Annotated in this window: 17 protein-coding genes; all 17 read right to left on the bottom strand. The window is 43.5% G+C overall.

Translation table 11 applies throughout. From position 1 onward, the window contains the following. Positions 1 to 5: 5 nt before the first annotated feature. Positions 6 to 2597: a DNA mismatch repair protein MutS gene (mutS, locus tag MY9_RS09315; protein ID WP_014664028.1), complete on the bottom strand. Its 2592-nt coding sequence runs from the start codon at positions 2595 to 2597 to the stop codon at positions 6 to 8. 132 nt (positions 2598 to 2729) lie between these two features. After that, the gene (cotE, locus tag MY9_RS09310) at positions 2730 to 3275 is read right to left on the bottom strand and encodes an outer spore coat protein CotE (RefSeq protein WP_003221022.1); all 546 of its coding nucleotides are present in this window, start codon (positions 3273 to 3275) and stop codon (positions 2730 to 2732) included. 260 nt (positions 3276 to 3535) lie between these two features. After that, positions 3536 to 3967, bottom strand: a complete 432-nt coding sequence (gene ricA, locus MY9_RS09305) for a regulatory iron-sulfur-containing complex subunit RicA (protein ID WP_014664027.1) — start codon at positions 3965 to 3967, stop codon at positions 3536 to 3538. A 1-nt stretch (position 3968) separates the two neighbouring features. Beyond that, positions 3969 to 5498 (bottom strand): tRNA (N6-isopentenyl adenosine(37)-C2)-methylthiotransferase MiaB, encoded by a 1530-nt coding sequence (miaB, locus tag MY9_RS09300; protein ID WP_014664026.1) that lies wholly within the window; start codon positions 5496 to 5498, stop codon positions 3969 to 3971. 141 nt (positions 5499 to 5639) lie between these two features. Beyond that, on the bottom strand, positions 5640 to 6818 hold the full coding sequence (locus MY9_RS09295; RefSeq protein WP_014664025.1) for a glycine C-acetyltransferase: 1179 nt from the start codon (positions 6816 to 6818) through the stop codon (positions 5640 to 5642). Positions 6819 to 6830: 12 nt separating this feature from the next. Then, positions 6831 to 7874, bottom strand: coding sequence for an L-threonine 3-dehydrogenase (gene tdh, locus MY9_RS09290; RefSeq protein WP_014664024.1), 1044 nt, complete (start codon positions 7872 to 7874; stop codon positions 6831 to 6833). Between the two features lie 265 nt (positions 7875 to 8139). Beyond that, positions 8140 to 8400, bottom strand: coding sequence for a stage V sporulation protein SpoVS (spoVS, locus tag MY9_RS09285; RefSeq protein WP_003154135.1), 261 nt, complete (start codon positions 8398 to 8400; stop codon positions 8140 to 8142). 198 nt (positions 8401 to 8598) lie between these two features. Then, positions 8599 to 9393 (bottom strand): 2',3'-cyclic-nucleotide 2'-phosphodiesterase, encoded by a 795-nt coding sequence (gene ymdB / locus MY9_RS09280; protein ID WP_014664023.1) that lies wholly within the window; start codon positions 9391 to 9393, stop codon positions 8599 to 8601. A 69-nt stretch (positions 9394 to 9462) separates the two neighbouring features. Beyond that, positions 9463 to 11025, bottom strand: a complete 1563-nt coding sequence (gene rny / locus MY9_RS09275) for a ribonuclease Y (protein ID WP_003221010.1) — start codon at positions 11023 to 11025, stop codon at positions 9463 to 9465. A gap of 276 nt (positions 11026 to 11301) precedes the next feature. Further along, complete coding sequence (locus tag MY9_RS09270; protein ID WP_014664022.1) at positions 11302 to 12477, bottom strand: serine hydrolase domain-containing protein; 1176 nt, start codon at positions 12475 to 12477, stop codon at positions 11302 to 11304. A gap of 168 nt (positions 12478 to 12645) precedes the next feature. Beyond that, on the bottom strand, positions 12646 to 13692 hold the full coding sequence (gene recA, locus MY9_RS09265) for a recombinase RecA (protein ID WP_014664021.1): 1047 nt from the start codon (positions 13690 to 13692) through the stop codon (positions 12646 to 12648). A 172-nt stretch (positions 13693 to 13864) separates the two neighbouring features. After that, positions 13865 to 15115, bottom strand: coding sequence for a competence/damage-inducible protein A (locus MY9_RS09260; RefSeq protein WP_014664020.1), 1251 nt, complete (start codon positions 15113 to 15115; stop codon positions 13865 to 13867). 17 nt (positions 15116 to 15132) lie between these two features. Continuing rightward, positions 15133 to 15714, bottom strand: a complete 582-nt coding sequence (pgsA, locus tag MY9_RS09255; protein WP_014664019.1) for a CDP-diacylglycerol--glycerol-3-phosphate 3-phosphatidyltransferase — start codon at positions 15712 to 15714, stop codon at positions 15133 to 15135. 49 nt (positions 15715 to 15763) lie between these two features. Beyond that, positions 15764 to 16678, bottom strand: coding sequence for a cell shape determination protein RodZ (rodZ, locus tag MY9_RS09250; protein WP_041521339.1), 915 nt, complete (start codon positions 16676 to 16678; stop codon positions 15764 to 15766). An 18-nt stretch (positions 16679 to 16696) separates the two neighbouring features. Continuing rightward, positions 16697 to 17488 carry a DUF3388 domain-containing protein gene (locus tag MY9_RS09245; RefSeq protein ID WP_040083145.1) on the bottom strand — a complete coding sequence of 264 codons (792 nt, stop codon included), beginning with the start codon at positions 17486 to 17488 and terminating at the stop codon, positions 16697 to 16699. A gap of 129 nt (positions 17489 to 17617) precedes the next feature. After that, positions 17618 to 17875, bottom strand: a complete 258-nt coding sequence (locus MY9_RS09240; protein WP_003245199.1) for a DUF3243 domain-containing protein — start codon at positions 17873 to 17875, stop codon at positions 17618 to 17620. 80 nt (positions 17876 to 17955) lie between these two features. Beyond that, positions 17956 to 18684 carry an elongation factor P 5-aminopentanone reductase gene (gene ymfI / locus MY9_RS09235; RefSeq protein WP_041521338.1) on the bottom strand — a complete coding sequence of 243 codons (729 nt, stop codon included), beginning with the start codon at positions 18682 to 18684 and terminating at the stop codon, positions 17956 to 17958. Positions 18685 to 18689: the final 5 nt, after the last annotated feature.

Here is an 18689-nt window from a genome sequence, read left to right as displayed (position 1 = left end):
CCGTTTTAATGTAATTTCTTTTGCAGCTTGTACATTTCATTCATCGCTTCAAGCGGTGTCATATCCAGTATATTAAGTGATTTGAAGGCATCGAGCACCTGCTTTTCTTTTTTTGAAAGCTTTGGTGTTTCAGCCGGCTTTTCCGCTTCGTCAAAAAAGGACAGCTGTGCCGGTTCTTCTTTTACTTGGGGTTTCTCCACCTGAGGTTTCTGCACGGGCACCTCTGGTTTGTTTCCTGACTGCTCCAGCTCTTTTAAAATATCTTGAGCCCGCGCAATCAGATCTTCAGGCAGCTCAGCAAGCTGAGCTACATGGATACCATAGCTTTTATCAGCGGCACCTTCTTTAATTTGATGAAGAAAGACAACCGTTCCGTTATATTCTTCAGCGCGAACATGAACGTTTTTCAGCTGAGGCAGCTTGTCCTCCAGAACGGTCAGCTCGTGATAGTGTGTGCTGAACAGCGTCTTGGCGCCGATATGATCGTGAACATACTCAATAATCGCCTGTGCCAGCGCCATGCCGTCATAAGTGGACGTGCCCCGCCCAATTTCATCAAACAGAATGAGGCTGTTTTTCGTCGCATTGACAATCGCATTTTTCGCTTCAAGCATTTCTACCATAAATGTACTTTGTCCGGAAATCAAATCATCTGCAGCGCCGATTCGCGTAAAAATTTGATCAAAGATCGGAAGCACCGCTTTTTTCGCGGGTACAAAGCAGCCGATTTGCGCCATTATGGAAATGAGCGCGATTTGTCTCATATACGTGCTTTTCCCTGACATGTTTGGACCTGTAATGAGAAGCATTTGTCTGTTATCGCCCATCATACAGTTGTTCGGGACATATTCCTGGCTGTCCATGACTTTTTCAACAACCGGGTGTCTGCCTTCAATCACTTCGACTTCATCTTTAGAGAACTCCGGCTTCGTGTAGTGACGATTTTCACTGATTGTCGCAAAGCATTGCAGCGCGTCCAGCTCGCTCATCTGTTTTGCAAGCTGCTGAAGCCGCGGAATATACTGCTTCACTTTCTCGCGCAGCTCGGTAAACAGCTCGTACTCCAGCTCACAGATGTTATTTTCCGCTTCTAAAATGAGCGCTTCTTTTTCTTTTAATTCTGGTGTAATGTAGCGCTCTGCATTCGTTAACGTCTGCTTCCGCTCATAACGCCCTTCCTCAAGCAAATGCAAATTTGCTTTTGTCACCTCAATGTAATAACCGAAAACCTTATTAAAGCCGACCTTTAAAGAGCGAATGCCTGTGTATTCGCGCTCCTGCTGTTCCAGGCGGGCAATCCAGTCTTTTCCGTTTCTGCTTGCATCACGGTATTCATCAAGCTTTTGATTGTAACCGTCTTTTATCAGGTTCCCTTCTTTTAACGATAAAGGAGGATTTTCGTACAGCGCTTCTTCCAGCAGTTCAAGTACATCTCCACAAGGGTCAATACGCTCTGCACGTTCCTTGGCCTTGTCATGAGCAAGTGAAGAAACCAGCTGTTTGATGCCAGGCACTTGCTTTAACGATTCCTTAAGCTGAATCAAATCCCGGGCATTGACATTTCCGAATGCCACGCGGCCGGCAAGACGTTCTAAATCATATACTTCTTTTAACCGTTCACGCAGATCTTCCCGTTCAAAGAAATGGGACATCAATGTTTCCACCATTTCTTGGCGCTCTTCGATTTGATTGACTCTGATAAGCGGCCGGTCAATCCATTGTTTAAGAAGCCGGCCTCCCATTGCCGTTTTTGTTTCATCCAGCAGCCACAAAAGGGAGCCTTTTTTATTTTTCGAACGGATCGTTTCGGTCAGCTCTAGGTTACGCTTTGAGTACAAGTCGATTTTCATCGCTTCCTCAAGCTCATACACCTGCACGGGCTGAAGATGATCAAGGCTGCGCTTTTGGGTTCTTTTCAGATACGCATATAAGCGCATAAATGTTTTTGTTACATCTTCATTATTTAAGTGCTCAATGATCGTGACGTGTTCGTCTATTTCTCCGTCTTCAATTGAAATTGTTGCACCGCACCGCTCTTTTAGCTGTCCGACTGTATCGGCATCCAGGCTTCCTGAAACCACGATCTCCCGGGCGCCGACGGAATAAATTTCTGATATGACGTCTTCAAGCCGTTCAATCAAAACAGTCAAATTTTCTCCCGTTGTTAAATCGGAAAGCGCAAGCCCGTATCCATTCGAGCAGAATGAAACAGATGCGATAAAGTTATTTTCCGATTCATGGATGCCTTTTCCGTCCATTACAGTTCCGGGCGTAATAAGCTGAACCACTTCTCTTTTTACAACACCCTTTGCGGCCTTCGGATCTTCCGTCTGTTCACAGATCGCCACTTTGTATCCTTTTTTAATAAGCTGTTCAATATACGCGGAAGCAGAATGATACGGCACACCGCACATCGGTATTTTTTCTGCCCCACCGCCGTCTCTGCTCGTTAACGTAATTTCCAGCTCTTGTGACGCTTTTTTAGCGTCCTCAAAAAACATTTCGTAAAAATCACCCAGTCGAAAAAATAAAAAGGCATCCTGGTGCTCTGCCTTAATTTTTAAATATTGCTGTATCATAGGCGTATATCCGGCCATTGTTTAATCCCTCACTATGTATCAACGTATCTATTTTCCAACCTTCATTATAACATAAACAAAAAGTGATAAAAGAATGATATATCAATATAAAAAAGAGACTTGGGGGTACTGTCTCCCCTAGTCCCTTTTTTATTCTTCAGGATCTCCCACTAAAAATTCCGGGTTGATGTCTTCAAGCTCTTCATCAAGCTCATCTTCCCAATCTTCCTCGTCTTCCTCTTCCCAGTCAGGATTGACCTCAACAACTACCTTTGTTTCTCCTACCACTTCCGCCAAAAATTCTCTTTCTGCCTGCACAACGATTTTATTTCCATTCGGCGAAATAGTCACTTCAAGGCAGTTTGGCTGCTGAAGCACTTTGGCAATTACTTCATGCTCATCATCTAAGTAATTATTGTCTCTGTATCTGAGTTTAATGACATCTACGTATTTTACCCGTTCTGTGACAACCTCTGTCTTTGTATTGTCCGCGTAAGAGTACCATACGTTTATATCATAATACCCTTCAATTTCTACCGTTTTTCCAATTTTTTCCGCATCATACTTGTGGTTAATAATCCAACCACCCAAAATGCTGCTAGGTTTTTTCTCAGGGGAGATGGTGTTGGTGCATTGGGTGAATTTTCGGCCTTTCGCTACTACTGCCTTCGTAATAATTTCCCTGTATTCAGACATTCCGGCATGCCTCCTTGTTCTTCTTCGTGTTATCTTATGCTGGGCATTTGTCTAGTGTGCATTTTTATAAATAAAATATAAAAATACAAAGTTTCTGTTCCATTGTATGCAGGTGTGCCTAGAAACTTTACTTATAAGTGCGATAAAGTTTACTCGCGACTGAGCATAGAAAAACTAATTGAATATTTAGTACATAGATTATTTAGTTCATTTATACCAAATAAATGATAAAAAAACACGGGCCTGTAAAGGCACCGTGTTTAGAGAGAACAGCTGTTATTTGAATGCTTCACCTTTGAACCGGTTTCCCCTTTCAGCAGGTCGCCTCCGGTTGACGTGATGATTTCATTTGTGACTTGGTTGGAAATGGTGTGTGCAACGAGCTGCAGTAGGTCATTTACCTCCATCTGCGAGTCTCTGAATTCCTGGATAACAGGAATCCCTTCAAGCTCTTCTTGCAGCGCGTCAATTTTTGCTTCTACTTGTTTGAGCGCTTCATGCTTTTCATAATGCTTCAGATTGACAGCCTGCTTTTGCAAGGCTTTAATCTGATTAACGATTGCAGACACTTTGTCATTCTCATTGATTTGCGCTTCAGCTCGTTTGAAAAAATCAACCTCTTCTGTTTCAGAGATCATTTTTGCAAGGTTCCGTGCCTGCTGCACAATGTCTTTTTTTGAGTAGAGCGTCATCTTATTTCACCTCGATTGCTTCTCCTACCATTTCTCCATCAAGCGACCATGTTTTCGCTTGCTGGATTTTCACGCGGACGATTTTGCCGATGGCTTCCTTCGGCCCTTTGAAATTGACAAGCTTGCTTTTTTCAGTATAGCCGGCAAGAATATCAGGGTTATTTTTGCTTTCACCCTCAACTAATACTTCGACAACCTTGCCTTCGTATTCCTTCATTTTTTTAGCAGAAATTTCATTCACCAGTGCGTTTAGACGCTGCAGGCGCTCTTTTTTCACACGCATCGGTACATTATCTTTCATCTTAGCAGCCGGAGTGCCCTCACGCGGAGAGTAAATGAACGTATAGGCGCTGTCAAACTCCACCTCACGATATAGAGAAAGCGTTTCTTCAAACTGTTCGTCCGTTTCGTTCGGAAATCCGACGATAATGTCCGTTGTCAAAGAAGCGTTCGGCATTGCTTCTTTAATTTTTCGAACCAGCTCCATGTAACGCTCTCTGTCATATTTGCGGGCCATCAGCTTCAGAACTTCTGAGCTTCCTGATTGAACCGGAAGATGAATGTGATCAAGCAGATTTCCGCCTTTCGCCAGCACTTCAATGAGGCGATCGTCAAAGTCGCGCGGATGACTTGTTGTAAAGCGGATTCTCGGAATATCGATTTTTCTCAGTTCATCCATCAAATCACCAAGTCCGTACGTCATATCTTCAAAGTCTTTTCCATACGCGTTTACGTTTTGGCCTAACAGAGTAATTTCCTTATAGCCTTCACTTGCGAGCCTTCTCACTTCCTGAATGATATCCTCAGGGCGGCGGCTTCTTTCTTTTCCGCGTGTGTAAGGCACAATGCAATACGTACAGAATTTGTCACAGCCGTACATGATATTGACCCAGCCCTTAATTTTTCCATTTCGGACTTTTGGAAGGTTTTCAATAACGTCCCCTTCCTTAGACCAAACTTCTACAACCATTTCTTTTGAAAGGTATGCTTCTGACAAAAGCTCCGGCAGGCGATGAATGTTATGCGTTCCGAAAATCATATCGACAAACGGATGTTTTTTCAAAATACGGTTCACGACTGATTCCTCTTGGGACATACAGCCGCACACGCCTAAAATCAGATCGGGATTGTTTTTTTTCAGTGCTTTTAAGTGCCCGAGCTCACCAAACACCTTGTTTTCAGCATTTTCACGGATTGCACATGTATTTAACAAAATGACATTGGCATCGTCAACAGAGTTTGTCGCTTCGTAACCGAGCGCCATAAAGATCCCTGCCATAACCTCTGTATCGTGTTCATTCATTTGGCAGCCGTACGTACGGATATAGAACTTTCTTCCGTCTCCCAATCCTTTAAATTGTTCAGAAATTTTAAAGTCATTATGATAAGTAACGGCTTCCTTGCCTCGTTTTTTCGCGTCTTTTAAAGAAGGCGGAATGTAAACAGCTTCAAAGTACTTGCTGTAATCCTTCTCGGATTTTTTGTCCGATGGATTAACTTGTCCGCTCTCTAATTTTTGTTTTTCATTCATGTCATATTTTCTCCTTTCAAACCAAACTTCCACCCTTCAGTATAAAGGTTATTGAAGCTCTGCACAACTGGCAACCTATCATTGTACACTCATTGAGAATAATAATCAATAAGGAATCAAAAGAGTAAACTCTTCCTCTTGTTACAATAGCTGGAGCTCCTTTGCCGTCTTTTCGATGACATCAAGCGCCTGATCCAGTTCATCTTTAGTGTGCTCTGCTGTTATAATCGTGCGAATTCTGGCTTTTCCCTTTGCTACAGTCGGGAAAACGATACTTTGAGCAAAAACACCGTGAGAAAGGAGCTGATCTGAAAATTGCTTTGCCACACCTTCATCACCTATTAAAATAGGAAGAATCGGCGTTTCACTCTTCGTGAGAGTCAGGCCCATTTTCACAAGCATTGCTTTAAAATAGGCAGTATTCTCCCACAAGCGCTCCATATGCTCCGGCTCTTCAAGCAAGACATCAATCGCTTCCATACAAGCTGCAGTGACAGCCGGCGGATGAGATGTGCTGAATAAAAATGGACGGCCTTTATGGCGCAAATAATCGATCAGCACCTTTGAACCTGCAGCGTAGCCGCCGAGCACTCCGATTGCCTTGCTTAATGTTCCGACCTGAATATGAACTCTGCCGTCAAGACCGAAGTGATTCACCGTTCCCCTGCCGTTTTCGCCAAGTACTCCGGATGCATGGGCGTCATCCACCATCACAAATGCGTCATATTTCTCAGCGAGCTCTACAATATCAGGCAGAGGAGCTATGTTGCCATCCATGGAAAATACGCCGTCTGTCACAATCAGACGCATCCGATAATTCATTGACTTTCTCAGCACCCGCTCTAAATCACTCATATTGACGTGCTGATACACCTTTTTATCCGCCTTTGTCAGTCGAATTCCGTCAATAATAGAGGCATGGTTCAATTCATCTGAGATGACAATGTCCTCTTTTGATAGAATACTTGAAAGTACGCCTTGGTTTGTTGTGAAGCCTGATTGGAATACAAGTGCCGCCTCCGTTTTTTTAAAGGCTGCCAGCTTTTTCTCAAGCTCTTGATGCATGGTAAATGTACCCGCAATCGTTCTCACTGATCCGGTGCCGGCTCCATACTGCTGAACGGCCTCCTGTGCGGCGTTGATGAGTCTAGGATGTGAAGTGAATCCGAGGTAATTATTAGAAGATAGCTGAATGACTTTTTGGTGATTCACTGTGACAGATGGGCCCTGCATAGATTCAAGCTGTTTTATGTCTTGCCATGTATGGTTTTCTTTCATACTATCAAGCTCTGCTTTTAAAAACTCAAATTCCTTCGTCATGTTTATCCCCCTTTATGGAATTAAAATTACTTTTCCGCACTGCCCGCTTCTCATCAGTTCGAAACCTTTTTCAAACTCCTCTAACGGAAACTGATGGGTAATAACAGGTGCAAGATCGATCACGTTTGAACTGATCAACTGAGACACCTGGCGCCATGTTGAAAACATTTTTCTTCCTGTGATTCCTTGGATGGTAAGCCCTTTAAATACCACTTTATTCGTCAAATCAATTGTCACCGGATGTTCCGGCAAGCTGAGAATATGAAACCTTCCGCCATTCGCAGCCATCGCAAGACCTTGGGCAATCGCTGAGGGATGGCCCGACATCTCACAAACAAGATCTGCTCCTTCCCCACTCGTTAAAGCGCTTACAATTTTGAGCGGGTCTTCTTTTTCAATAGAAACAGTACAAGTCGCTCCCATTTGTTTTGCAAGCCTCAGCCTGTATTCATTCTTATCAATCGCTATCACCTGAGAAGCTCCTGCTGCTTTTGCAACCGCAACAGCCATAAGACCAATCGGCCCGCATCCAATGACTGCAGTCGTTCCTCCTGCAGGCTGGCTCTCAAGTACGGTATGAACTGCATTTCCTAAAGGCTCTTGAATGGAAGCAATTGACGGGTCCATATCAGCGGGATTTCTCCAAATGTTATCAGCTGGAACTTTTACATACTCCGCAAAACAGCCTGCCGTGTCCACTCCGATTATAGCAGTATTGGTACACACATGAGATTTTCCTGTTAGGCAAGGGACACATTCACCACAAACAATGTGTGTTTCCGCAGACACATACTCTCCCACTTTTACACTGCTGACATTCTCTCCCACGTCCTCTACGATGCCGCTGAACTCATGGCCGAAAACATAGGGTGTTTTGATTCTCTGACGTGCCCATTGATCCCAATTATAAATGTGGACATCCGTGCCGCATATGGAAGCGGCTTTCACTTTTATGAGGACTTCATGTTTATCAATCTCAGGAATGGGAACTTCAGTCAGCACAGCACCGAACGCCCCGTCCTTTTTCATTAGAGCTTTCATCTTTCCACTCTGCATGTACAATCCTCCTTGAAAAATTCTTGTTATATTCGGATTGTACCATGATATGGAATAAGCGTAAACAGCACTGTCTTTTCCAGAAGGACAAAAGTATCTGTCTTGAAAAATGGGCGGAAATTTTTTTTGAAACGTTTTAGCTCATTTCTGATTTTGTATATTCGCTCATTTATGTGCTAAAAATACTATCGGGAGAAAATATCACAATAAATGAAAAACAACCTGTTTGCATTACGCAAACAGGTTGAGAATGCTTTATTTGTTTTTAGCGAGGCTCCACGATTAATTTAATCGCTGTTCTTTCTTCCCCATCGATTTGAATATCTGTAAAAGCCGGAATACAAATCAAATCAACGCCGCTTGGCGCCACAAATCCCCTGGCAATCGCCACAGCTTTTACAGCCTGGTTTAATGCACCCGCTCCGATCGCTTGAATCTCGGCGGCTCCTCGCTCTCTCAACACGCCTGCAAGCGCACCTGCCACTGAATTTGGACTCGATTTTGCTGAAACTTTTAAGATTTCCATTTCTGCTCCCCCTTAGTTTTACAATGGATAAGTGAGTGTTCATTAGAACAATCATTATTAGATGTTGCTATCCAAAAAGCCATCCCCACAATGCTTTTCAAAAATAGCGGGCTACCTTCCATTTTTACTATATTCACTAAGGAGTTGCTATATTCCTGCTTTTCTTTTTAATATTTTTATAAAATAACCTATGTTCAATTATTCAAAGAACATGTGATCATCATTGATTAAAACACGCTCGATTTTCACGGCTTTTTTCGTTTGATCATCTATGTCAATGATAACTCCGCTGAGCGTTGTTTTCCCTTCAGCGACAGTAAACCGGACTGGAAGGTTCGTTTTGAATCGTTTAATAATCGTCTCTCTGTCCATTCCCAGTATACCGTCATATGGGCCAGTCATTCCTACATCAGTAATATATGCCGTTCCCTTCGGCAAAATGCGGTTATCCGCTGTTTGCACGTGTGTATGAGTTCCTACAACAGCTGATGCCCGTCCATCCGTGTACCAGCCAAGCGCGAGCTTTTCACTTGTCGCTTCGGCATGAAAGTCGATAAAAATGTACGGTGTTCTTTTCGCAGCTTCAGCAATCAATTCATCCGCTTTTAAAAACGGGTCATCAAGAGGCGGTAAAAACGTACGTCCCTGCAAATTAATAACCGCAAGTTCTTTGCCGTTTGCTTTCACATATGTGATCCCTTTCCCCGGTGTTCCTTCAGGAAAGTTTGCCGGGCGAACCAAATTCGGAACGTCATCTATAAAATCAAAAATTTCTTTTTTGTCCCATGTGTGGTTCCCCATTGTGATTGCATCTGCACCGGACTGGATTAAGCTGTGATAAATTTTTTCCGTCAGGCCTTTTCCGTGTGCGGCGTTTTCACCATTAATAATGGTAAAGTGAGGCTTATATTTTGTTTTTAACTTTGGTACATATTCTTTGACCATGTCACGGCCCGGTGAACCGACAACATCTCCGATAAATAAAATTCTCATTTTGTAAATCCTTTCTTCTTGAAAATTCCTTAGCCGTCAAAAAAATAAAGTGATGCTTAGCGCATCACTTTATTTTGCATACTCTACGGCACGAGTTTCTCTGATTACAGTCACCTTAATATGACCTGGATAATCGAGCTCGTCCTCAATTCGCTTGCGGATATCTCGCGCCAGTCGATGAGCTTCAAGATCATTAATTGAATCCGGCTTCACCATAATGCGCACTTCGCGTCCAGCCTGAATGGCAAATGATTTTTCAACACCTTCGTAGGACTCAGAAATTTCTTCGAGTTTTTCAAGTCTTCGAATATAATTCTCGAGCGTCTCACTTCTCGCACCAGGCCTTGCAGCGGAAAGCGCATCTGCTGCAGCGACCAGCACAGCGATAATGGAAGTCGGCTCCTCATCCCCGTGGTGTGATGCAATACTGTTAATCACGACTGGGTGCTCTTTATATTTGGTCGCAAGCTCTACCCCGATTTCAACGTGGCTTCCTTCTACTTCATGGTCAATTGCTTTCCCGATGTCGTGAAGAAGACCCGCACGTTTGGCAAGCTTTGCGTCTTCACCAAGCTCCGATGCCATTAGACCGGCCAAGAATGCGACTTCCATGGAATGCTTAAGCACATTTTGACCGTAGCTTGTACGGAACTTTAAGCGGCCGAGGATCTTGATGAGATCTGGGTGGAGGCCGTGAACGCCAACCTCAAATGTCGTCTGTTCACCCATCTCACGAATATAGTCATCGACCTCGCGACGAGATTTTTCAACCATTTCTTCAATCCGTGCCGGATGAATTCGGCCATCCTGAACGAGTTTATCAAGAGCAATTCTGGCTGTCTCACGTCTGATCGGATCAAATCCGGAAAGAATGACAGCTTCAGGTGTATCATCAATAATCAGGTCAATTCCTGTCAGCGTTTCAAGCGTACGAATGTTACGCCCTTCCCGTCCGATGATACGTCCTTTCATCTCATCATTTGGAAGATTGACAACTGATACCGTTGTTTCGGCAACGTGGTCCGCTGCGCAGCGCTGTAAGGCGAGTGAAAGAATGTTTTTCGCTTTCTTATCCGCCTCTTCTTTCGCACGGTTTTCAGTTTCTTTTGTCATGATGGCGATGTCATGTGAAAGCTCGTTTTCAACCCGCTCAAGAATGATTTGCTTTGCTTCATCACGAGTCAGACTCGAAATTCGTTCCAACTCTGACTGCTGCATACGAATCATCTCATCCACTTTGCTTTCCATCTCTTCAATATGTTGTTGTCGTTCATTCAGAGAATGATCTTTCTTCTCCAACATCGCTTCCCGTTTATCAATTCCCTCATGTTTGCGATCAAGGTTTTCCTCCTTTTGGAGTAAACGGTTTTCTTGTTTTTGAAGCTCATTTCGTCTTTCACGAACTTCCTGTTCAGCATCTATTCGAAGTTTGTGGATTTCATCCTTTGCTTCAAGCAGAGCTTCTTTTTTCAGTGCTTCAGCATCACGCTTTGCATCTTCAAGAATTTGCTCGGCTGCACCGCGTGCGCCCGCAATTTTCGCTTCGGCAATGGTTTTACGAACAAAGTAGCCAACAACTAAACCGAGTAGAATCAGCAAAATGGAGATGAGAACCATCATAATTGGGGTCATACTTTCACCTCCTCTTGCTATGAACTTGGTTGTTGCTTAAATAAGTGTCGGCATGTACATTGTCTAGTTTTCTCAACATACAGAACCTTCACAGGGAATGAGTATGTTCATCGCCCTTGTCAAGTTTAAATGGTTTAACAATCATGTTAAAAAAACAAATGTTACAACTTCATTGTAAATGTGTCGGAAATACTTGTCAAGCTTGCCATCTTAACGTTTGCAGACCCGACGTCTTTTCCCGTGCCGAATGCAATTTATCCAAAAGAAGATCACGGATCATTCTTGATTCAGAAGCTGATATATTTTATTGTTCACTTGGCCCAATTTAGCGTTATTTTGAATGTTAGAGAACAAAATAACAATGGTTTGCCCAGATTTACTAAAGCTGTTCAAGATGTTGAAGCCCGGCATAACACCATGGTTTGAATAGCTTCCGGGAGCAACATAAAATCCCATGCCGTATGTGGAGCTGCTTCCTGGCGTAAACATCTTTTCATAGCTTTTTTGTGAATACAGTTTTCCGTCTATGAGCGCTTGGTCAAATTTGTACATATCTATAGCGCTCATATAAATATCGCCGGCTCCATAAAGCTGAGATAGATCAGGTATATACGGTGTAACCGTTTTGCTGCCCTTCATCTTATACCCGACGGCAGGATAAGGTTCTTTTTCATATGTTTTGTAAAAGCCTGCATGCGTCATTCCCGCCGGTTTAAAAATGTGTTTTTTTATGTACTGTTCATACGGCTCACCGCTTACTTCAGCAATGATATAAGCGAGAACAGAATAGTTGGAATCCTTGTAGTCCCATACGCCCGGCTGACGTTTGATTCCCTGAAGTTCTATGTCTTTTATTAAATCGTCCGGGGTAATGGCGCCGTTTCCTTCAATATGTCCGTTTATCCCCGATGTATGTGTAAGCAGATTCTTCAAAGTAATCGTTTGTCCGTTAGGAAAATGAGGTAAATATGTACTTACCGGATCACTTGTCTGAAGTTTCCCCTTTTCCTCAAGCTGCAAAATAGCGGTTGCAATCAGCGCTTTTTGTGACGAACCGACGTAAAAAGACGTCAATGGATTATTTTGAATGTGATGTTCACGGTCTGCATAGCCAAAACCTTTATTTGTTACGATTTCTCCATTTCTGACAATCATAGCGGTTCCGCTGAAACCGATCTCTTTTAAATAATTGCTGATGTTTTGATTTCGGTCTACTGTTTTGATTTGTTCCTCTGATTTTTTGGCAGTTTTCTTTTTAACCTCTTTTTTCTGATCGGTATTTGAAACCGCTGCAGTTTCTTGAGATGGCTCGTTTTCTTCACTATTTCGATGAAGCGCATTCCAAATCGTAATGCAAACCATCACTGCTAAAAGACCAAGCAAAAGTTTTCCTCTTTTATTTAGTTTTCTCCGTCTGCGTTTCGCAGTTCTTCTGCGGGTTGGGCTCGTCATTCATTTTTTCCTCCCGAAATAAATTCCATTTTGCACACGTTTTGTTAGACGAATAAAGCCCTAAAAAAGTTGTCAAGAAAAGCAATATTTTTATCATTTTTTTGCAAAATACAAAAAAGGCTGAGTTTTTCACTCAGCCTTTTGTATCATTTGAAACTTATTTTATTTTTATTCTTCAAATTCGAGTTCTTCTTGTGTCTCTTCAACTTGCTGCTGCACTACTCCGTTATTATCCAAGCCGTAATGTTCGCGAATCTGCTCCTGGATCATCAGCATGATATCTTTATTTTCTTTCAGGAATTGTTTTGCATTTTCACGGCCTTGGCCAAGACGCTCTTCTTCATAAGAGTACCATGAACCGCTTTTTTGCACGATATCAAGTTCAGTTCCTAGATCAATGATTTCTCCTTCTTTTGAAATGCCTTCTCCGTACATAATGTCAACCTCGGCTGTACGGAACGGCGGAGCCACCTTGTTTTTCACGACTTTGATTTTCGTTTTGTTCCCCATTACGTCATTGCCTTGTTTCAGCTGTTCAGCACGGCGCACTTCTAGACGCACGGAAGAATAAAATTTCAGTGCACGGCCGCCAGGAGTTGTTTCCGGGTTCCCGAACATAACGCCGACTTTTTCACGAATTTGGTTAATGAAAATCGCGATTGTCTTCGATTTGTTAATGGCCCCTGAAAGCTTACGAAGCGCTTGAGACATTAAGCGTGCTTGTAGACCGACATGCGAATCCCCCATGTCCCCTTCAATTTCCGCTTTCGGAACGAGAGCAGCTACAGAGTCGACAACAACAATGTCAACTGCTCCGCTTCGAACCAATGCTTCCGCAATTTCAAGCGCCTGCTCGCCTGTGTCAGGCTGAGACAGTAAAAGCTCTTCAATGTTAACACCAAGCTTTTGCGCGTATACCGGATCTAACGCATGCTCCGCATCGATAAACGCGGCTTGTCCGCCCTGCTGCTGTACTTCAGCAATTGCATGAAGCGCCACAGTTGTTTTACCTGAGCTTTCAGGACCGTATACTTCAATAATCCGTCCGCGCGGATATCCGCCAATTCCCAATGCCGTATCAAGAGCGAGGGAGCCACTTGGGACAGTAGAAATTCTTGTATCTGTCTTTTCTCCCAGTTTCATAATGGAACCTTTGCCGAACTGTTTTTCTATTTGTTTAAGAGCCATATCTAAGGCTGCCTGACGATCACTCATTCTATTTTTTCCTCCTTTATGTTACCACTACATATACTATACCCTGTTTGAAGGGATTTGCCAAGAAAAAAGCGAACGCATATTCGGATTTTTTCTTGGCGTGATTCCTATCAAAATATCATAATGTATCAGAGAAATCATGTTTTCTTAGGAGGATAATGTGCTGATAATATTATTTTTGTTCTAAAAGCTTTAAGATTAAATGGCAGCCATATTTGGCGCCGCGTTTTCTGATTCCCGTTCTGGAGCCCGCAAAGTGAAACTCATGAACCTCTTCTTTCCCATTTGCGGAAATACCGATAAACACATGTCCAGGCTCATGCCCTTCTTGAGCATCAGGTCCTGCTACACCAGTAAAGCTAATGCCGATATCGCTGCCAGTGAGTTTTTGAACACCCTTAGCCAGTTCGGCTGCGCATTCCTTGCTGACCGCTCCAAAACGATCTAATGTGTCCTTCTTCACACCAAGCACATTCTGCTTCACGTCGTTTGTATAGCAAACAACACCGCCGGCAAATAATGTTGAAGCACCGCTAAGATCCGTCAGCCATTCAGAAAAAAGCCCGCCGGTAAAGCTTTCTGCCGCAGAAATTGTAATGCCTTTTTCCTTACATGCTTTAGATAGCTCTTTTACAAGAGAAGTATCATCGTACCCATAGAAAAATTCACCGACACGCTCTAAGATAACGGCCTCTGTTTCTTTTAGCAGACGTTCTGTTTCCTTTTCATCGGCGTGTTTGGCTGTCAGACGCAGCGTCACCTCTCCATCAGCAGCCAAAGGAGCGATTGTCGGGTTGGTTTGTGCATCAATAATGTCTTCCAAATCGGCTTCAAGCTGAGATTCGCCGATACCGAAAAAGCGAAGAACGGTGGACACGATTTTTTCATTTGAACCCATCTTTTTGAGCAGAAGAGGCTTTGCCTCGTTTTCAAACATTGGACGCAATTCGCTCGGCGGCCCAGGAAGAAGCATATAGAAGCGCGCTTCATGCTCTATGAGCATTCCCGGGGCCATTCCAAAGTGATTCGCCAGCACGTCAGATCCTTCGATCACAAGCGCCTGTTTTCGGTTATTAGGTGACATCGTGCGTTTTGTTCGCTTGAAATAGTCCTCAATGGATTGGAATGCCTCATCATTTAACACAAGCGGACGCCCCAGCGTATTTGCAATCGTTTCTTTCGTCAGGTCATCCTTTGTGGGTCCAAGACCTCCTGAAAAAATAATGAAATCAGAGCGTTCTTCAGCAATGCGGATGACCTGCTTCAGCCGCTCCGGATTGTCTCCGACCGCTGTATGATAAAATACGTTGACCCCGATTTCAGCGAGCTGTTTGCTGATAAATTGAGCATTTGTATTGGCGATTTGGCCAAGCAGCAGCTCTGAACCGACTGCAATTATTTCTGCTTTTTTTGGAAATTCCATGACGAAGTCCTTCTTTCTTAGTTAGATGTTTTTAACGCTTCCCAGTTTTTAGAGAAATATTCCCAGCCTGAGACGACAGTAAAGAAGACGGCTACCCACAGCGCCAAGTCAGCAAACGGGAATGACACAAGTTCAAATGGAAGATTGTGAAGAAGCAATGCGGATACCGCAATAATCTGTGCCCACGTTTTGATTTTACCAAGCATGTTAGCAGCTACGACTTCTCCTGTTCCGGCCAAAACAAGCCTTAAACCTGTTACAGCAAACTCCCTGCTGATAATCACAATGACCATCCAAGCTGGCGCGAGATCAAATTGAACAAGGATAATTAACGCTGCGGATACGAGCAGCTTGTCCGCAAGCGGATCAAGAAATTTCCCGAAGTTTGTTACGAGGTTCAGTTTTCGGGCATAATATCCGTCAACCCAATCTGTTGTAGATGCAATAATAAATAGAATGGCCCCCGCCAAGTGTGCGATCGGGATCGATTCGTCTCCAACTTCGAGCCTGCCCCAGTCAAACGGCGCCAGCATGATAATCATGAAGATTGGGATTAATGCGATTCTAGCTAGTGTGATTTTATTTGGTAAGTTAAACATAAAGCCCCTCCAATTTCATACTCGGACGTGAAGAAAAGTCATCTGGTAATTAAGATGACTTTTCTTCCTTTTTATTTACAATCTTTATGGTTTGTGCCATCACTTTTTTCGGATCAAGTTCATATGAAAGAACCTTGCCGTTGATTTTTATTTTCAGATTAGGTGCATATCCTGTGCGGATTTCAACCTGTTTCTGATCAGTTATATCTTTTTTATAGGTTTCGTCTTTTTTCAGCGTTCCTTCTTTTAAAGAGCTGCTGTTTTCATCGCGCACCCGAATCCAAGAGCTGTCCGCTGCCTTCAATTCAAGCTCGATTTTATCAGCGCCGGACACTTCATAAGTCGTTAACGATCCTTCAGTGCCAGCAGCTTTAATCTCCAGCTTATCACTGTCATTTTCTTTTTTCTTATCTTCGTTTACTTTCGTTTCTTTTTTAGTGTCTGTCTCTTTTTCAGAGCTGTTATTTTGATTCTCTTTCAGCGTTGAATCTTTAGGGATTTCGTACTTGCTCTCACTTTGCGTAATTGCTTTTTCTGATGCCGCATTGTGATCATCACTGTTTTTGTGGTTCGCAAATTGAATGATCGCGTACACAATGGCAATCACGACAATCACGCCGAGAATGACAAGTATCGTTGGCAGCAGCTCCAGCGCCTTAGATGCTGGCTTTGGCATTTCCTTTTGAAGATTCATGCCAGAGATCTTTTCAGACACATCGTCATGATACGTATTCGGGATATCTTTTTTATGCTCCTCAAACAGCTGATCCGCATCAAGCCCAACGGCTTCTGCATATTGCTTGATGAATGCCCGAACATAAAACTTCCCCGGAATAATGTCATAGTTTCCTTCCTCCAAGGCGGTTAAATACCTTTTTTGAATCTTTGTTGCCGCTTGGAGATCATCCAATGACATTGCTTTTTCCTCTCTGGCTTCTTTGAGCCGGATTCCTAGTTCAGTCACAACAAACACCTTCCAATTTTAAAAATCAAAGCTTGAAAACCCGGGTTGATCAAACATTTGGGGTTCCTCGGCATGTTCATATGTAATAACCTCATCAGGGTCATTTCTCAGTTCAATAATATAATCAAAGTCATCTAGTGTATACTCTGTATTTTGAACGAATATGTCCGGATGCTCCACCACTTTTGTTGCCGGAAGCCGCATTATTTCTCGGACCAGCTGGAGATGGCGTTCCGATCCTCTTCGTGTTGACACAATTCCGTCAACGATAAAGACATTTTCAGTGCTGTATTCTTCGGCAATCAGCTGGCTTCTTATCGTCTGCTTCAGCAAGGTTGAGGACACAAACAGCCACCTTTTGCTTGCACACACACTGGAGGCCACAATCGATTCCGTTTTTCCGACACGCGGCATTCCTCTGATTCCGATTAATTTATGGCCTTCTTTTTTGAACAATTCGGCCATAAAATCGACTAATAAGCCAAGCTCGTCCCGTTCAAAGCGGAACGTTTTCTTATCATCGGCATCCCGTTGAATATAGCGGCCATGGCGTACGGCAAGACGGTCGCGAAGCCTCGGTTCTCTAAGCTTCGTTACTTTAATTGTTTCCATCGTTTTTAAGATTGATTCTAATCGTTTAATTTGATCTATATGGCGGCACCTGAGGAGCATTCCCCTTCTGGAAAGATCGACGCCGTTTATCGTTACGATGTTAATAGAAAGCATCCCAAGAAGAGATGAGATATCCCCGAGCAGTCCGGGGCGGTTCACTTGAATTTCATATTCAAAATACCATTCGAGCTTTGCCAAATGATATACCCCCTTCATTGTGGCAAAATTTTACCTTCCTTTATCATAAAGCATTTTTCTCTAATTAGAAAGAAGAATGTTGCTGTGATGAGGAAAACATAAAAAAGAGAGGAAAAATCCCCTCTCTTCCTAGTGAGTGCTGTTATTTTCAACAAGCTTAACCATCATATTGGCAATGGCGTGCTGTTCATCTTTTGATGCTACACTCCAAAGATCTGCCAGCACTTTCTCCTGCTCGTTCTTAGATTCCACTTCATTAGCCAAGTAGCTGCCGATTTCTGTCGCAAGATCCGTAATCGTATCCTGGCTCATACCTTTATCTTGCGCATAGTTCAGACGGTCGCCAAGGAAGTTTTTCCAGCTATCCCAGTTTTCTAATACTGACATGCTTGTTTCCTCCATTTCATGTGAAGTTACAAGATTATTGTGTCCTTCGCAAAAGAAACTATACACCGAATATTTTCGGATCAGCAGTGCCAGCCGCCATTCACCGACAGAATTTGGCCGGTGATATATGATGCTTTGTCAGACAGGAGAAAAGCTGTTGCATCCGCAATTTCCTGCGGCCGGGCCAGCCGGCCGATCGGGATCTCATCAGCAATCTCTTCTTTTTCAGACGGGGTGAATTGATTCATCATATTTGTATCAACCGCGCCCGGCGCTACCGCGTTTACCCTGATTCCGCTTGGCGCCAGCTCCTTAGCCAGCCCTTTTACAAACGAATGCTGAGCTCCCTTTGCCATGCTGTACAGCACTTCACAGGATGCTCCAGTCTCTCCCCAAATCGAGCTGACAGCCACAATTGCTCCCGACTTATTCCGAATCATGCCTGGAAGAAGGTTTCGCGTCAGCATATACGGACTCGCCACATGGAGCTGAACCATTTCCTGGACTGTTACGTTATCCACATCCGTAATCAGCCCAAAATGGCTTCTTCCGCTGTTTAAAACAATCGCATCAATCGGCTGAACAATTGAACTTGTCAGCTGATCTGCCCCTTCTGGCGCGGACAGATCAGCTTGCAATATCTCCGCGTGCACGCCAAACATCTCTCTTAGTTTTTCAGCAAGCTCCGCTGCCGCGTTTTGATTTGTATTGTAATGAAGCAGCAGATTGTATCCCTTAGCCGCAAGGGTTTCGCTGATGCTTTTGCCAATGCCGCCGCTTGCTCCGGTGATTAGTGCTGTTTTGTTCATCCTCT

The organism is Bacillus sp. JS, assembly GCF_000259365.1.
Lineage (GTDB): Bacteria > Bacillota > Bacilli > Bacillales > Bacillaceae > Bacillus > Bacillus stercoris.
The sequence above is the reverse complement of the archived record's forward strand: the minus strand, read 5'-3'. Positions and strand labels throughout refer to the sequence as shown.

Coding starts and splice junctions, on each gene's coding strand:
- mutS (WP_014664028.1), bottom strand. CDS start 2,597: ATGGCCGGATATACGCCTATGATACAGCAATATTTAAAAATTAAGGCA.
- miaB (WP_014664026.1), bottom strand. CDS start 5,498: ATGAATGAAAAACAAAAATTAGAGAGCGGACAAGTTAATCCATCGGAC.
- rny (WP_003221010.1), bottom strand. CDS start 11,025: ATGACCCCAATTATGATGGTTCTCATCTCCATTTTGCTGATTCTACTC.
- ricA (WP_014664027.1), bottom strand. CDS start 3,967: ATGACGCTCTACTCAAAAAAAGACATTGTGCAGCAGGCACGGAACCTT.
- ymdB (WP_014664023.1), bottom strand. CDS start 9,393: ATGAGAATTTTATTTATCGGAGATGTTGTCGGTTCACCGGGCCGTGAC.
- spoVS (WP_003154135.1), bottom strand. CDS start 8,400: ATGGAAATCTTAAAAGTTTCAGCAAAATCGAGTCCAAATTCAGTGGCA.
- MY9_RS09270 (WP_014664022.1), bottom strand. CDS start 12,477: ATGACGAGCCCAACCCGCAGAAGAACTGCGAAACGCAGACGGAGAAAA.
- MY9_RS09260 (WP_014664020.1), bottom strand. CDS start 15,115: ATGGAATTTCCAAAAAAAGCAGAAATAATTGCAGTCGGTTCAGAGCTG.
- recA (WP_014664021.1), bottom strand. CDS start 13,692: ATGAGTGATCGTCAGGCAGCCTTAGATATGGCTCTTAAACAAATAGAA.
- MY9_RS09295 (WP_014664025.1), bottom strand. CDS start 6,818: ATGACGAAGGAATTTGAGTTTTTAAAAGCAGAGCTTGATAGTATGAAA.
- tdh (WP_014664024.1), bottom strand. CDS start 7,874: ATGCAGAGTGGAAAGATGAAAGCTCTAATGAAAAAGGACGGGGCGTTC.
- ymfI (WP_041521338.1), bottom strand. CDS start 18,684: ATGAACAAAACAGCACTAATCACCGGAGCAAGCGGCGGCATTGGCAAA.
- cotE (WP_003221022.1), bottom strand. CDS start 3,275: ATGTCTGAATACAGGGAAATTATTACGAAGGCAGTAGTAGCGAAAGGC.
- MY9_RS09240 (WP_003245199.1), bottom strand. CDS start 17,875: ATGTCAGTATTAGAAAACTGGGATAGCTGGAAAAACTTCCTTGGCGAC.
- pgsA (WP_014664019.1), bottom strand. CDS start 15,714: ATGTTTAACTTACCAAATAAAATCACACTAGCTAGAATCGCATTAATC.